The sequence below is a fragment of the Aureimonas ureilytica DSM 18598 = NBRC 106430 genome (genome assembly GCF_000382705.1).
In the GTDB taxonomy this organism is placed as follows: Bacteria; Pseudomonadota; Alphaproteobacteria; order Rhizobiales; family Rhizobiaceae; genus Aureimonas; species Aureimonas ureilytica.
This window is the reverse complement of sequence record NZ_ARQE01000010.1, coordinates 84,395-98,203: the sequence shown is the minus strand read 5'-3', so window position 1 is coordinate 98,203 and position 13,809 is coordinate 84,395. Positions and strand designations below refer to the sequence as shown.

Genomic DNA, 13,809 nt, shown 5'->3' with positions numbered 1-13,809 from the left:
TGGGTAGCGAACGATGTCAGCCCTTCGGCTCGCCCAGCGTATCTGCCATGGACGCGCCGCGCTGGCCCATCGGACGGGCGGGGCTGGTGGTGGAATCGATCGCGGTCTGGTGTTCGAGCTCGGCGTTCAGCTCGGCGCCGAGGAGCACCACGATCGTGGAAATCCAGATCCAGGTCATGAAGCCGATCGCCGCGCCGAGCGAGCCGTAGGTCTCGTCGTAGGCCCCGAAATTCTGCGCGTACCAGGAGAAGAGCAGCGAGAAGATCACCCAGAGCGTGGCGGAGAACAGGCTGCCCGGCGCGATCCAGCGCCATTTGGCGGCCGAGCGGCTGGGGCCGACGCGGTAGACCATGGACAGGCCGAGCGCGACGAGAACGAGAAGGATTGGCCAGCGCAGGACGAGGAGCCAGGTCTCCAATCCGCCAAGATGCAGGAATTCCAGAACGATCGGCAGAACCACGACGCCGGTCAGCGCCACGATCAAGGCGACGATCGTGCCGAGCGTGAAGCCCAGCGTGACGAGCGTCAGCTTGATGAAGCCGCGCTTTTCCTCTTCCTCGTAGACGATGTTCATGGCGTCGAAGAGCGTCTTCATGCCGGCATTGGCGCTCCACAGGGCGACGCCCAGGCCGAACACCATGCCGAAGCCGAGCTTGGCGCTTTCCTGCGAGGACAGGCGCTGCATCTGCTCGCCGATGATCTGCAGCGCGCCGCCGGGCAGGACGCCGGCCAGACCCTGCAACTGGTCGTTGACGCTCGCCGGGTCGTTGAACAGGCCGTAGATGGAGATGAAGGCCGTAATCGCGGGAAACAGCGCCAGGAGGACGTAGAAGGTGACGCCGGCGGCCACCAGCATCAGCCGGTCGCTGGAGAATTCCTCATAGGTGCGCCAGAGCACGTCCTTCCAGCCCTTGGCCGGAATGCTGGTCGGCTTGCCGGCCGCGCGCCCGCGCGCCCGCTCGACGCCCGAGGCCGCGCCGGGCGCGGTCTTGCCCGCCTGCGCGTCGGACCAGCTGGCCGAGCCGTCGCCGTTCTTCGCGTCGCCCTCCGCCTCGCCCGGCCAGCGACCGTCGCGGCGCAACGTACCGCTCTTGCCGGCGACGAAGCCGACCACGGTCAGCGCGCCGGCCGACACGAGGCCGAGCAGGATGTCTCCCGTCGCCGATCCCCTGGATTGCGTTCGCTCGCCCATCGTCTCTGCCCCTCGCTCGCGGTCTTAAGCGGGCCGGATGGCCCGAGGAGCAAACGCCGCAACGCCGCAACACGATCCGTTCGCGGCGAAGTCGTGGCAAAAGGAAGGCGTCAGTAGCCGATCGCGGCGCCCGATCCGGCCCGCGCGTCGATCGCGCCGAAGAAGCGCTCGGGGCGGGCGGGGTCGCGGTCGGCCAAGCTCGGGCCGCCGACGAGAATGCCGGCCGCCTGGCCCCAGACCGGCCAGTTCGGGTCCTCGGCGACCCTGTGGCCCTTCTCGGCCAGAAGCCGGATCGTGTCGGGCGACAGGGCGCGCGGCTCGATCGTGATGCGGTCGGGCTGCCATTGGTGGTGGATGCGCGGCGCGTCCACGGCTTCCTGAATGGTCATGCCGTGATCCACGACGTTCAGGATGGCTTCCGCCACGATCGTGATGATGCGCGAGCCGCCGGGCGAGCCGATCACGAGGACGGGCTCGCCGCCTTGCGTGACGATGGTCGGGCTCATGGAGGAGAGCGGCGTCTTGCCGGGCGCGATGGCGTTGGCCTCGCCCTGCACGAGGCCGTAGAGATTGGGCACGCCCGGCTTCTGGGTGAAGTCGTCCATCTCGTTGTTGAGGAGAACGCCCGTGCCCGGCGCCACGACGCGCGCCCCGAACGAGCCGTTCAGCGTGTAGGTCACGGCGACGGCGTTGCCGTCCTTGTCGATGATCGAATAATGCGTCGTCTCGTGGCTTTCCGCGCCGACCGGCTTCATGGCGGCCGAGACGCCGGCGCGGTTCGGATCGATGCGCGCGCGCACCTTGTCGGCATAGGCTTGCGAGAGCAGCGTCTCGACCGGGTTCTTGACGAAGTCCGGGTCGCCCAGCGCCGAGTTGCGGTCCACGAAGCCCTGCCGCATGGCCTCGGCCATGAGATGCACCGTCTCGGCCGAACCGAAGCCCGTGTAGCCGAGCGGATAGGCTTCGAGAATGTTGAGGATCTCGCAGATCACGACGCCGCCCGAACTCGGCGGGGGCGAGGAGATGATCTCGTAGCCGCGATAGTCGCAGCGCACGGGCTCCAGCTCGCGCACCTTGTAGGCCTCGAAATCCGCCCGTTCGAGAATGCCGCCATGGGCGGCGCTGGCCTTGGCGATGCCTTCCGCCGCCGCGCCCCGGTAGAACCCGTCCGGCCCGCGCTCGGAGATCGCTTCGAGAACGCCGGCCAGATCGCTCTGCACCAGCCGCTCGCCCGCCGCATAGGGCTCGGTGCCGTTCTTGAGGAAGATCGCGCTGGCGCCCGCGTCCTTGGCGAGATCGGCATTGGCGTCCGTAAAGCTCGCGACGTCGCCGGGCGAGAGTTCGAACCCCTCGCGGGCAAGGCGGATCGCGGGGGCGATCAGCGCGGCGCGGTCCTTGGTGCCGTAGCGCTCGCGCGCCAGCTCGAAGCCGGCGACCGAGCCGGGCACGCCGACCGCCAGATACCCGTCGGTGGAAAGGCCCGGCACCGGCTCGCCCTTGGCGTCCAGATACATGTCCTTGGTGGCGCGGCCGGGCGCGCGCTCGCGAAAGTCGAGAAAGCGCGTCGTGCCGTCCTTGAGGCGCAGCGTCATGAAGCCGCCGCCGCCGAGGTTTCCGGCGGTCGGATAGGTGACGGCGAGCGCGTAACCGACCGCGACCGCCGCATCCACCGCGTTGCCGCCCGAGCGCAGGACGTCCACGCCGACCTCGGAGGCGAGGCGCTGGGCGGTGACGACCATGCCGTTCTTCCCGGCGACCGGAGCGGGCGAGGCGGCCTCGGCGCCGCTCGCGACGCTCCAGACGAGGCAGGTTGCCAGAACCAGGCGGAACCCCGGAACCCGTCGGACCTGTTGCCTCATGCGCGTGTCCTCCCTCGGCTGGCCGCCGGCGCGGGGCGGCGACAAGGAGACTGCGCTCTCCCCGCCGGCTTGTCACCCCTGATCGGACGCGCTTCCCCGTTCGGAAGGGTTCTTCCCGTCAGACATGCTCGGCCGCGCCCGCCGCGCCGGCCGAGCCCTGGCGCGCCGCTTCGCCCGTCTCGAGGCGGTTGAAGAAGACGTTGAGCACGACCGAAGCGATGGCGGCCAGGAGGATGCCCGATTCCAGAAGCGGCTGAAGCGCGCGCGGCAGGTGGTGGAAGAAGCCGGGCGCGACCAGCGGGATCATGCCGAAGCCGATCGAGATGGCGACCACGAAGAGATTGCCGCGCGTCGTCTTGAAATCCACCGCCGAGAGGATGCGGATGCCCGTCGCCGCCACCATGCCGAACATGACGAGGCCGGCCCCGCCGAGCACGGTGACGGGCACGGCCTCCACCAGCGCCGCCATCTTGGGGCTGAGGCCGAGGAGGAGCAGGATCGCGCCGCCCGTCGCGGTCACGTAGCGCGACTTGACGCCGGTGACGCCGACGAGCCCGACATTCTGCGAGAAGGACGTGTAGGGGAAGGTGTTGAAGATGCCGCCGATCAGCGTGCCGACGCCGTCGGCCCGGAGCCCGCGCGTGATCGCCTTGCGGTCGAGCCGGCGGTCCGTCATCTCGCCGAGCGCCAGGAACATGCCGAGCGACTCGATCATCACCACGATCATGACGAGGCACATGGTGAGGATCGGCACGAGATGGAATTGCGGCCAGCCGAAATGGAAGGGCAGGACGAGGCCGAACCAGGGCGCGGCCGCGACCTTGTCGAAGCTCATGAGGCCGAAGGCGGTCGCCACCGCCGCGCCCGCCACGATGCCGGCGAGAACCGCGACATTGCCGAGAAATCCGCGCCCCCAGCGCAGGATGGCGAGGATCACGAGAAGCACGAAACTCGCCATGAGAAGGCCGGCCGGCGCGCCATAGGCGGCGTTCGCCACCTGCACCCGCTCGCCGGTTTCCAGAAGCTTCGGCAGGGTCGGCAGCCCTCCGCCGGCCCAGTTGATGCCGACGCGCATGAGCGAGATGCCGATCACGAGGATGATCGTGCCGGTGACGACGGGCGGAAACAGCGGCAGGACCCGCCCGACCAGGGGCGCGACGAGAATGCCGAAGATCCCCGCCGCGATCACCGAGCCGTAGATGCCGAGCAACCCGACCTCGGGCAGGGCGCCCATGGCGAGCATCGGCCCGACCGAGGCGAAGGTGACGCCCATCATGACCGGCAGGCGGATGCCGCTGCCGAAGAGTCCAAGGCTCTGGATCAGGGTGGCGATGCCGCAGGCGAAGAGATCGGCCGAGATCAGGAAGGCGACGTCCTCGGGCGGCAGTTGCAGGGCGCGGCCGACGATGAGCGGCACGGCCACGGCGCCCGCATACATGACGAGAACATGCTGCACCGCCAGGGGCACGAGCCGCCCGGCGGGAAGGCGCTGGTCCACCGGATGGGGCGAGGCGGCAAGAGGCGTGCGGGACATGGGGCAGGGCTCCGAGCGATTCACGGCTCTGCTACAAGACGAAACAAGCCCTGGCCGTGCAAGCAATTTCATCATGGGTGAAAATTGGGCATTGCAGCATGAGCCAGCTTGCCGCAGGGTCGGGCTGTCATCCCCGTGACCGATCGGTTAAGCATCAAGGCCGAATCGAGGCACATCGGAAAGGGCGGTCATGGTCGCCACGGATATCGCGACACGGGTCTGGAACCACACGTTCAAGCTCGACCCGATCGTGCGCTCGCTCCTGGACACGGACTTCTACAAGCTCCTGATGCTCCAGATGGTCTGGGGGCTCCACCCCTCGACGCAGGTGACCTTCCGCCTCATCAACCGCACGCGCACCGTGCGCGTCGCCGACGAGATCGACGAGGCGGAGCTGCGCGCCCAGCTCGACCACGCCCGCTCCGTGCGCTTTTCCAAGCGCGAGATGATCTGGCTGGCGGGCAACACGTTCTATGGCGAGCGGCAGATCTTTCTGCCGGCCTTCCTCGACTGGCTGCGCGACTTCCAGCTTCCGCCCTACGAGCTCGCCAAGCGCGACGGGCAATACGAGCTGATGTTCCACGGGCCGTGGACCCACACGATGATGTGGGAAATCCCGGCGCTCGCCATCATCAACGAGCTGCGCTCGCGCGCCGCGATGAAGGATTACGGCCGCTTCGAGCTCGACGTTCTCTATGCCCGCGCCAAGGCCAAGATGTGGGAGAAGGTCGAGCGGCTGGACAAGCTGCCGGCGCTGCGCATGTCGGATTTCGGCACGCGGCGGCGCCATTCCTTCCTCTGGCAGCGCTGGTGCGTGGAAGCCCTGAAGGAAAAGCTCGGCGAGCGCTTCATCGGCTCCTCCAACGTGCTCCTCGCCATGGAGACCGATCTGGAGGCCATCGGCACCAACGCCCACGAACTGCCCATGGTCTATGCCGCGCTGGCGCGCTCCGACGCCGAGCTGCGCGACGCGCCCTACGAGGTCCTGAAGGCCTGGCAGAGCTGGTATGGCGGCAATCTTCTGGTGGTCCTGCCCGATGCCTTCGGCACGGCGTCGTTTCTGGAGCGCGCGCCCGGATGGGTGGCGAACTGGACGGGCTTCCGGCCCGATTCTGCGCCGCCGATCGAGGGGGGCGAGGCGATCATGGCCTGGTGGCGCTCCAAGGGCGTCGATCCGCGCGACAAGCTTCTGGTCTTCTCCGACGGCATGGACGTCGATTCCATCGAGGAGACCTATCGCCATTTCGACGGGCGGGTGCGCATGAGCTTCGGCTGGGGCACCAATCTCACCAACGACTTCCGGGGCGTCGCGCCCGAGGACACGCCGGGCCTTCACCCGATCTCGCTGGTCTGCAAGGTCATGGACGCGGACGGGCGCCCGGCGGTGAAGCTGTCGGACAATCCGGCCAAGGCCACGGGCACGCCGGCGGACATCGAGCGTTATCGCCGGATCTTCGGCACGAAGGCGGAAATTTCGCGCGCCGTCCTGGTTTGAGAATAATCTCCCTTTTTTTCGGCAGGTTTATCGGTCAGGAGAGGGAGATTTCGTTCGCGGCGCCTGCTCGCGCCGCTTTGCCGGCTCGCGAGCGCGGGCCGCGTCCTGTTCCGCTTGCCGCCGAAGGGCCCCCATGAACGCCCCCGTCCAGACCTCCCTCGCGTCCGAAGCCGGTTTCCCGATCCCGGCCAATGTCTTCGCCGAGACCGTGACCGAGGTGAAGCACTACACCGACCGCCTGTTCAAGTTCCGCATGACCCGGCCGGCGAGCTTCCGCTTCCGCACCGGCGAATTCGCCATGATCGGCCTGCCCAACGCCGAGAAGCCGGTGTTCCGCGCCTATTCGATCGCCAGCCCGTCCTGGGACGAGGAGCTGGAGTTCTTCTCCATCAAGGTGCCGGGCGGCCCGCTGACCGAGCATCTCCAGCGCATCCAGCCGGGCGACACCGTGCTGATGCGCAAGAAGCCGACCGGCACGCTCGTGCTCGACGCGCTTCTGCCGGGCAAGCGTCTGTATCTCTTCTCGACCGGTACGGGCATCGCGCCCTTTGCCGGCGTGATCCGCGATCCCGAGACCTTCGAGAAGTTCGATCAGGTGATCCTGACGCACACGACGCGCGAACTCGCCGAGCTGCGCTACGGGCAGGAACTGGTGGAGGCGATCAAGACCGACGAGATCCTGTCGGAAATCGTCGGCGACAAGCTGCTTTACCATGGCTCGGCGACCCGCGAGGGCGAGCACAAGGGCGAGCGCGTCACGACGCTGCTCGAGACCGGCAAGCTCTTCACCGATCTCGGCCTCCCGCCGATCGACCCGGCGGTGGACCGCGCCATGATCTGCGGCTCCATGGAGATGCTGAAGGAAACGGCGGCGCTCTGCGAGCGCTTCGGCCTCGAGGAAGGCGCCAATTCCAAGCCCGGCACCTTCGTCGTGGAGCGCGCCTTCGTCGACTGACGGTTAATGCGGTGTGACGGCGGGGCGTGACAGCATGGCTGGCGCGCCCTATTCCTTCCTCGCCAAGGGAAGGAACGCCAGATGACGCATTGGAATCCGGTCGCCGATTTCGACGCCGCCTATGACAATTCGGGCGCCGTCACCGGCGCGGCCGAGTTCGCGCCCCGCTGGGAGCGCGAGGCCGCGTCCTTTCGCGCGGCGCTGGCCGCACGCGGGCGAAGCGAGATCGACCTCGCCTATGGCGAAAACCCGCGCCAGAAGCTCGATCTCTTCCGTCCCGAAGGCGAGCCGCGCGGCCTCGTCGTCTTCATTCATGGGGGCTACTGGAAGGCGCTCGACAAGTCCTTCTGGTCGCATCTGGCGCGCGGAGCCGTGGAATCGGGGTTTGCCGTCGCGATCCCGAGCTACCGACTGGCGCCGGAGGCGCGGCTCACCGGGATCGCTGGGGATGTCGCCGCCGCGATCGCGCTGGCCGCCGAGCGCGTCGCCGGCCCGGTGCGCCTCGTCGGCCATTCCGCCGGCGGCCATCTCGTCGCGCGCATGGTCTCCTCGGGCACGCCGCTCGCCGCATCGGTTCTGGCGCGCGTCGATCGCGTCGTGCCGATCAGCGGCCTGCACGACCTTCGCCCGATCCGCCGCACCCGCATGAACGACACGCTGCGCATCGACGCGGCCGAAGCGCTCGCCGAAAGTCCGGCGCTTCTGGAGCCCGCCCATGCCTGCCCGGTTCATGCGCTGGTCGGCGCGGCGGAACTGCCCGAGCTTCGCCGCCAGAGCTGGCTGCTCGCCTCGTCATGGGCCGGGCTCGGCGCGCCGGTGGAAGCGGCCGAACTGCCCGGCCGGCACCATTTCGACGTGATCGAGGAACTGGGCCTTGCGGGGTCGCAGATGACAAGGATTTTGACGGCGGGCGCTTCGCTCTGATAGCTCTCCGGCGTTAGAGGGGCATTCTCAGATGCAAGCGATCTTCGTTCAGTTCAAATGTCGCCCCGGGGCGGCCTATGGCGTGGCCGACGCCCTGGTGGAGCGTGTGGAGGAGATTTCCGAAATCTATTCCACCTCGGGCCAATACGATCTTCTCGCCAAGTTCTATCTGGAAGCGGGGCGCGACATCGGCCATTTCGTGACCGAACGCCTCCAGACGGTGGACGGCGTCATGGACACGTTCACCACCGTCGCGTTCAAGGCGTTCGGACGTGGCTGACATGGAAAACGCCCGCCTTCCCGACCTGCGCGCCCGCGCCGCCGAAGCCGACCGCGCTGATCCGCTGCGCACCGCGCGGCCCCTGTTCCACCTGCCGGACAGCCTCATCTATCTCGACGGCAATTCGCTCGGCTGCCTGACCTATGCGACACGCGAGCGCCTGCGCGCCGTGATCGACGAGGAATGGGGCGAGGGGCTGATCTCCTCCTGGAACGAAGCCGGCTGGGTCGATCTGCCGGCGCGCGTCGGCGCCCGCATCGCCAAGCTCGTCGGCGCCGAAGAGGGCGCGCTCGTCGCCTGCGATTCGACCTCGGTCAATCTGTTCAAGGTTCTCGCCGCCGCACTGGCGCTGCGCCCCGGCCGGCGCGTCATCGTGTCGGAGCGCTCGAACTTCCCGACCGATCTCTACATGGCCGAAGGACTGGCCGCGCTTCTGGGGCAGGGGCACGAGCTGCGTCTGGCCGACAGCGCGGAGGAGATTCCGGCGCTGGTGGACGGCGACACGGCCGTCCTCATGCTGACGCAGGTGAACTACCGCACCGGCGCGCTGCACGACATGGCCGCCCTGTCGAAGCTGGCTGAGGATCGCGGCGCTCTCGCGCTCTGGGATCTTGCCCATTCGGCGGGCGCCCTGCCGGTCGATCTCGCCGGGGACGGCGCGGATTTCGCGATCGGCTGTGGCTACAAATATCTGAACGGCGGCCCTGGCGCGCCGGCCTTCCTGTATGTCGCGCCGCGCCATCAGGACGCGGCGCGCCAGCCCTTGTCGGGCTGGTTCGGCCATGCGGCGCCCTTCGCCTTCGAGACCGGCTACACGCCGGCCCGAGGCGTCTCGCGCTTCCTGACCGGCACGCCCGCGATCCTCGGCCTGTCCTCGCTCGACGCCGCGCTCGGCGCTTTCGAGGGCATCGAGATGGCGGCGCTGCGGGCCAAATCCATGGCGCTGACCGATTTCTTCGTGGAAGCCGTGGAGACGCTCTGCGAGGGCCATGGGCTCACGCTCGCAAGCCCGCGCGAGGCGAGCCGGCGGGGCAGCCAGATTTCCTTCTACCATGCCAAGGCCTATGGGCTGTGCCAGGCGTTGATCGCGGCGGGCGTGGTGGGGGATTTCCGCGCGCCCGACATCCTGCGCTTCGGCTTCGCGCCGCTGTATAACAGCTTTGCCGACGCCATCGGTGCGGCGGAGATCATGGCGGCTCTCCTGGCCTCGGGGCGCCACGAGGACGAAGCCTTCCAGCGCCGGAACACCGTGACATGACGCTTTCCAAGCCCTGCCGCCTCGCCATCGCCGTCCGCTCGCCGGAAGAAGCGCGCCGCGCGCTGGAAGCGGGGGCGGACTATGTCCTCGCCCCGGCGCGGCGGGACAGGCCGGGGGCGGGGCCGGCGGAGCGCGCGGGCGACGGGCAGCCCGAGCTTTACTTCGCCATGGCCGGCGACGTGACGCTGCCGGCCGATCCGCTGCGGGTCGCCCGGCTGGAAGCGCCGGACGAGTTCGTCGGCGTGTTGCGCGGCGGCTATTCCGTGGTGCTGCTCGATCCCGAGCGGGCGCTGCTACGCGCCTTCCCCTTGGAAACGCTCGCCGAGTTCCAGCGCGCCTGCCGCGAGGCGCGGCTCGAATGCTGGTTCGGCGGGCGGCTCGAACTGCCGGACATTCCGCGCCTTCTGGTTCTGTCGCCCGATGCGCTCGTGTTCGAGGACATGGAGGCCGAAACGCTTGCCGCCGGCCGGCGGATGCTGGAAGCGCCGGTGCCCCCCTTTGCGCCCGAGCGCGCCGTTGCGGCCACCGACCGCATCTTCGTGCGCGGCTTCACGCTGCCCTTCCGGGTCGGCGCCTATCGTTTCGAGCGCGACCGCACGCAGCGCCTGCGCTTCACGGTGGAAGCCGAGGTGCGCCGCCCGAGCCGGGTGCCGCGCGAGGTCAGCGAGGTCTATTCCTACGATATCGTGACGGACGCCATCCGGCGGCTGGCCGACCAGGGGCACACCGATCTCGTGGAAGCGCTGGCCGAGGATCTGGCCGCCGATCTCCTGCGCGACGGGCGTCTTCTCAGCGTCGAGGTGCAGGTGGAAAAGCTCGATCTCGGCCCCGAGGCCGTGGGCGTTTCGATCCGCCGCACGCGCGAGGACGGCCAGACCTGATCACAAGTTCGCCCGCGCGCTTCACAATCCAGGCGTGATGAGGCATGTCCGGATTCACCCGGTCACGAAACTTTGCAATCCGGAACGAACGTGTTCAGACTGCCTTCACAAAAGGCAGTTCTTCACGGCCCGAATCGGAAGGAGACGATGCGATGACGAAGCCCATGCTGATCGTGAAGTTCGGCGGAAGTTCGATCGCCTCGCCCGATCTGCGCAAATGGGTTCAGGCCATCGAGAAGACGACGCGCCCCCTCGTGATCGTGCCGGGCGGCGGCCCCTTCGCCAACACGGTGCGCCAGTTCCAGACCCGCATCGGCTACAATGGCGAGGCGGCCTATCGCATGGCGCTTCTGGCGATGGAGCAGTTCGGCCACGCGCTCGTCGCGCTCGGCCAGAAGCTCGTTCCCGCCAGCACGCTGGAGGCGATCGAATCGGCGCAGGCGCGCGGCTTCGTTCCGGTCTGGATGCCGTCCGACCTCCTGATGGCCGACGAGGGCATGGAGCGCGATCGGTCCGTGACCTCGGATGCCGTCGCCGCCTGGCTCGCCGCCCGTCTGCCGGGCTCGCCCCTTTGCCTCATCAAGCAGATCGACGTGCCGCCCGGCTCCAGCCTTCAGGCGATCTCGGCCGCCGGCGTGGTGGATGCCTCCTTCATCAGCCTTCTCGATCCCTCGACCCGCGTCTATGTCGCCGGCCCGTCCGACCTCGCCGTGTCCGGCCGCCGTCTCGCCGAGGGTGTCTTGCCCGGCCGCGAAGTCTCCTCCGAACAGCCGCTCGCCGCCTTTGCCGAGGCCGCGCAATAGCCTGATCCTCCCCTTCCGCTCGCCTCGATGCCGACCCTGGAGGCTCCGCGCCTCGACAGTCCCGCTGACGGGCCGCGCGCCCAGCGCGCGCGGGGCGAAGCGCGCGCCGTGTTCGGGCCGGTGGGCCTTGATGGGCCGACACGCCTTCGGCGGCTGCATCAGGCCGGCGCGCTGAAGCTGCGTTTTCCGCGCCAGAAAGAAGCCGAGGCGGTTCTGATCAACACGGCCGGCGGCCTTGCGGGCGGCGACGAACTGGCCCAGGGCTTCACGCTGGAGCCGGGCGGCGCGCTGTCCGTCACGACGCAGGCCTGCGAGCGCGTTTATCGTTCCACGGGGGCGGACGCGCGGGTTTCCACCCGGCTCGATGTCGGCGCCAACGCCACGCTCCGCTTCCTGCCGCAGGAAACGATCCTCTTCGACGGCGGGCGGCTGTCTCGCGCGCTGGAGGCCGACCTCCATGCGACGAGCCGGTTTCTCCTGTGCGAAAGTCTCGTCCTCGGCCGCGCCGCCATGGGCGAAACGGTGCGAAGCGGACGCTTTCGCGACCGCTGGCGCCTTCGCCGCGAGGGCGAGCTGATCTTCGCCGACGATCTCAAGCTGGAGGGGGCGATCGACGCGCTTGGCGCGGCGCCGGCTGTGCTCGGTGGCGCGCGCGCCTTCGCCACCTTGTTCTGGCAGGACGAGCGCGCCGATGCGCGTCTGCCCGAGCTGCGCGCGCTTCTGGGCGAGGAGGGCGGCGCCAGCCTTCAGGACGGATTCGGCCTCGCCCGCGTCGTGGCGCCGAGCTATCATGCGCTGCGAAAGCGCCTCGTTCCCGCGCTGGCTCTTCTGTCGGGCGCGAGCCTTCCACGCGTCTGGTCGTTCTAGAGGCTGTTATGAACCATAGACAAGACTTGTGTCGGGTCAGCGAAGAACAGGCCGCGAGGAGGGAAGATCGGTCAAGACTGGCGGTCTTGGCCGATCTTGCCGACGGTCCGCAGGACGGGCGAGACACGTGGCTCGCCCAGGGATGGCTTCGCTCACCCGACCCTTCGGGCTGCCCGATCCGAACCGCCGGAGGGCGTCGCCGGCTTTGGCCATAGCCCCGCTATGGCCTGCACCCGGCTCCTGCCCGGCGGTTCGGATCGGTCAGCACAAGTCTCGCCTATGGTCCATAACAGCCTCTAGCCGCTTCGGCGGCCCCACGTCCTGCCTTCGCTTCTGTTGCAACGGAGTTCGCCTCGATGAACCTCACCCCCCGCGAGAAGGACAAGCTTCTGATCGCCATGGCCGCCATCGTGGCCCGCAAGCGGCTGGAGCGGGGCGTCAAGCTGAACCATCCCGAGGCGATCGCGCTGATCACCGATTTCGTGGTGGAAGGCGCGCGCGACGGGCGCTCCGTGGCCGATCTGATGGAAGCCGGGGCGCATGTGATCACCCGCGATCAGGTCATGGAAGGCATCGCCGAGATGATCCATGACGTGCAGGTGGAGGCGACCTTTCCCGATGGCACCAAGCTCGTGACGGTTCACGAGCCGATCCGCTGACGCCTCGTCAGCGCTGACGCCTCGTCAAGGCTGGCGCGTCGCGAGCGAGGCCATCTGGCCGGGATGCGCGTCGGGCGTGAGAAACCGGAAGGCCCCGGCCGCCCGCGAATAATAGGCCGGCCCGCTCATCCCGTTCATGGTGACGGTACGCACTTCGAAGGGCTCGGCCCGTCCGGCGGGCGCGGCAAGGCCGAGGCCGGCCGCGACGGCGGCAAGGGCAACGAACGATGTCGCGCGGATCGGTTTCATCGACATGGGGGCGGGCCTCGAAGCCGGGAGCGGGCGACCCGTCCGGCCTGGTTTTCGTTCGATCCCGAGACTAGCGCGGAAAGGCTTTCCGCCCGGTGAGGCGCGTCCTGCCAATTTTAGGCTTCGCTTGCGCTCGAGCCGCGCTTCCCTTTGACAAGCCGGCGCGGGCCTTTCATCCTCGCCAAGCGATATCGAGCTTGCTGGGGCTGAGGGGCCGTGCCAAGCGCAACCGGGCGCGACCGAAATCCGGGCGCCTGTCGACCAAAAGAGGGACGCCATCCATGCTGAAACGACTCCTCCTGAGCCTTGCCGCGCTCGGCGGCGCGACCGCCCCGGCCTTCGCCCATCTGAACCCGGCCGAGCACGGCTCGCTTCTGGCCGGCGTCAGCCACCCCCTGTTCGGGGCGGACCATATCCTTGTCATGGTCGCGGTCGGCCTCTGGGCGGCGCAGATCGGCGGCCGCGCCCTGTGGATCGTGCCGACCGCCTTTGTCGGCACGATGCTCGTCGGCTTCGCCCTCGCGCTCTCGGGCGTCTCGCTTCCCTTCGTGGAGCCGGCGATCCTCGCTTCCGTCGTGGCGCTCGGCCTTCTCGTGGCGCTCGCGGTGCGCCTGCCGACCGCTCTGTCGGCCTTCGTGGTCGGCCTTTTCGCGCTGTTCCACGGCTATGCCCATGGCGGCGAACTCGGCGGCGCGGGCGCGGCGAGCTTCGCGATCGGCTTTGCGCTTTCCACGGCCGCGCTGCATGGCGCGGGTCTCCTTCTCGGCCGCGCGCTCGGCGGCGCCGGTCTTCTGCCGCGCCTTCTGGGCGGCGCCACGGCGCTGGGCGGCCTTCTTCTGATCGCGGGGTGAAC

General features: G+C 68.7%; 14 protein-coding genes. 10 read left to right on the top strand and 4 right to left on the bottom strand.

Annotated elements, in window-relative coordinates:
• Positions 1-16: 16 nt before the first annotated feature.
• The 3 genes from B146_RS0119050 to B146_RS0119040 all read right to left on the bottom strand — a co-directional run bounded on the left by B146_RS0119050 (position 17) and on the right by B146_RS0119040 (position 4,585).
• Complete coding sequence (locus B146_RS0119050) at positions 17-1,192, bottom strand: YihY/virulence factor BrkB family protein (RefSeq protein ID WP_019998073.1); 1,176 nt, start codon at positions 1,190-1,192, stop codon at positions 17-19.
• Positions 1,193-1,302: 110 nt separating this feature from the next.
• Positions 1,303-3,051, bottom strand: coding sequence for a gamma-glutamyltransferase (gene ggt / locus B146_RS0119045; RefSeq protein ID WP_019998072.1), 1,749 nt, complete (start codon positions 3,049-3,051; stop codon positions 1,303-1,305).
• A gap of 118 nt (positions 3,052-3,169) precedes the next feature.
• Positions 3,170-4,585 (bottom strand): nucleobase:cation symporter-2 family protein, encoded by a 1,416-nt coding sequence (locus B146_RS0119040; RefSeq protein WP_019998071.1) that lies wholly within the window; start codon positions 4,583-4,585, stop codon positions 3,170-3,172.
• Positions 4,586-4,775: 190 nt separating this feature from the next.
• Between B146_RS0119040 and pncB the strand changes: the two genes are divergently transcribed.
• From pncB to B146_RS0118995, 9 genes are all read left to right on the top strand, one after another.
• On the top strand, positions 4,776-6,080 hold the full coding sequence (gene pncB / locus B146_RS0119035) for a nicotinate phosphoribosyltransferase (protein WP_019998070.1): 1,305 nt from the start codon (positions 4,776-4,778) through the stop codon (positions 6,078-6,080).
• 133 nt (positions 6,081-6,213) lie between these two features.
• Entirely contained in the window at positions 6,214-7,035 is an 822-nt protein-coding gene (locus B146_RS0119030) for a ferredoxin--NADP reductase (RefSeq protein ID WP_019998069.1), read from the top strand.
• Positions 7,036-7,116: 81 nt separating this feature from the next.
• Positions 7,117-7,959 carry an alpha/beta hydrolase gene (locus B146_RS0119025; RefSeq protein WP_019998068.1) on the top strand — a complete coding sequence of 281 codons (843 nt, stop codon included), beginning with the start codon at positions 7,117-7,119 and terminating at the stop codon, positions 7,957-7,959.
• Between the two features lie 31 nt (positions 7,960-7,990).
• Complete coding sequence (locus B146_RS0119020) at positions 7,991-8,239, top strand: Lrp/AsnC ligand binding domain-containing protein (RefSeq protein WP_019998067.1); 249 nt, start codon at positions 7,991-7,993, stop codon at positions 8,237-8,239.
• A gap of 1 nt (position 8,240) precedes the next feature.
• On the top strand, positions 8,241-9,497 hold the full coding sequence (kynU, locus tag B146_RS0119015) for a kynureninase (protein ID WP_019998066.1): 1,257 nt from the start codon (positions 8,241-8,243) through the stop codon (positions 9,495-9,497).
• Positions 9,494-10,378: a dihydroneopterin aldolase gene (locus tag B146_RS27960; protein WP_019998065.1), complete on the top strand. Its 885-nt coding sequence runs from the start codon at positions 9,494-9,496 to the stop codon at positions 10,376-10,378. Before kynU ends, B146_RS27960 begins: the two co-directional genes overlap by 4 nt.
• A gap of 152 nt (positions 10,379-10,530) precedes the next feature.
• Positions 10,531-11,181, top strand: coding sequence for an amino acid kinase family protein (locus tag B146_RS0119005; protein WP_019998064.1), 651 nt, complete (start codon positions 10,531-10,533; stop codon positions 11,179-11,181).
• A gap of 27 nt (positions 11,182-11,208) precedes the next feature.
• Positions 11,209-12,048 carry an urease accessory protein UreD gene (locus B146_RS0119000; RefSeq protein WP_019998063.1) on the top strand — a complete coding sequence of 280 codons (840 nt, stop codon included), beginning with the start codon at positions 11,209-11,211 and terminating at the stop codon, positions 12,046-12,048.
• 356 nt (positions 12,049-12,404) lie between these two features.
• A complete protein-coding gene (locus B146_RS0118995; protein WP_019998062.1) occupies positions 12,405-12,707 on the top strand; it encodes an urease subunit gamma in 303 nt (100 codons plus the stop codon).
• A 24-nt stretch (positions 12,708-12,731) separates the two neighbouring features.
• Here B146_RS0118995 and B146_RS0118990 read toward each other — a convergent pair whose 3' ends face one another.
• Entirely contained in the window at positions 12,732-12,962 is a 231-nt protein-coding gene (locus tag B146_RS0118990) for a hypothetical protein (RefSeq protein ID WP_019998061.1), read from the bottom strand.
• A gap of 275 nt (positions 12,963-13,237) precedes the next feature.
• Here B146_RS0118990 and B146_RS0118985 point away from each other — a divergent pair, with 275 nt between their 5' ends.
• Positions 13,238-13,807: a HupE/UreJ family protein gene (locus B146_RS0118985; RefSeq protein ID WP_019998060.1), complete on the top strand. Its 570-nt coding sequence runs from the start codon at positions 13,238-13,240 to the stop codon at positions 13,805-13,807.
• Positions 13,808-13,809: the final 2 nt, after the last annotated feature.

What these genes read in the sequence shown, in the direction of transcription:
- B146_RS0119050 (WP_019998073.1), bottom strand. Translation starts at nt 1,192, where the DNA reads ATGGGCGAGCGAACGCAATCCAGGGGATCGGCGACGGGAGACATCCTG.
- ggt (WP_019998072.1), bottom strand. Translation starts at nt 3,051, where the DNA reads ATGAGGCAACAGGTCCGACGGGTTCCGGGGTTCCGCCTGGTTCTGGCA.
- B146_RS0119040 (WP_019998071.1), bottom strand. Translation starts at nt 4,585, where the DNA reads ATGTCCCGCACGCCTCTTGCCGCCTCGCCCCATCCGGTGGACCAGCGC.
- pncB (WP_019998070.1), top strand. Translation starts at nt 4,776, where the DNA reads ATGGTCGCCACGGATATCGCGACACGGGTCTGGAACCACACGTTCAAG.
- B146_RS0119030 (WP_019998069.1), top strand. Translation starts at nt 6,214, where the DNA reads ATGAACGCCCCCGTCCAGACCTCCCTCGCGTCCGAAGCCGGTTTCCCG.
- B146_RS0119025 (WP_019998068.1), top strand. Translation starts at nt 7,117, where the DNA reads ATGACGCATTGGAATCCGGTCGCCGATTTCGACGCCGCCTATGACAAT.
- B146_RS0119020 (WP_019998067.1), top strand. Translation starts at nt 7,991, where the DNA reads ATGCAAGCGATCTTCGTTCAGTTCAAATGTCGCCCCGGGGCGGCCTAT.
- kynU (WP_019998066.1), top strand. Translation starts at nt 8,241, where the DNA reads ATGGAAAACGCCCGCCTTCCCGACCTGCGCGCCCGCGCCGCCGAAGCC.
- B146_RS27960 (WP_019998065.1), top strand. Translation starts at nt 9,494, where the DNA reads ATGACGCTTTCCAAGCCCTGCCGCCTCGCCATCGCCGTCCGCTCGCCG.
- B146_RS0119005 (WP_019998064.1), top strand. Translation starts at nt 10,531, where the DNA reads ATGACGAAGCCCATGCTGATCGTGAAGTTCGGCGGAAGTTCGATCGCC.
- B146_RS0119000 (WP_019998063.1), top strand. Translation starts at nt 11,209, where the DNA reads ATGCCGACCCTGGAGGCTCCGCGCCTCGACAGTCCCGCTGACGGGCCG.
- B146_RS0118995 (WP_019998062.1), top strand. Translation starts at nt 12,405, where the DNA reads ATGAACCTCACCCCCCGCGAGAAGGACAAGCTTCTGATCGCCATGGCC.
- B146_RS0118990 (WP_019998061.1), bottom strand. Translation starts at nt 12,962, where the DNA reads ATGTCGATGAAACCGATCCGCGCGACATCGTTCGTTGCCCTTGCCGCC.
- B146_RS0118985 (WP_019998060.1), top strand. Translation starts at nt 13,238, where the DNA reads ATGCTGAAACGACTCCTCCTGAGCCTTGCCGCGCTCGGCGGCGCGACC.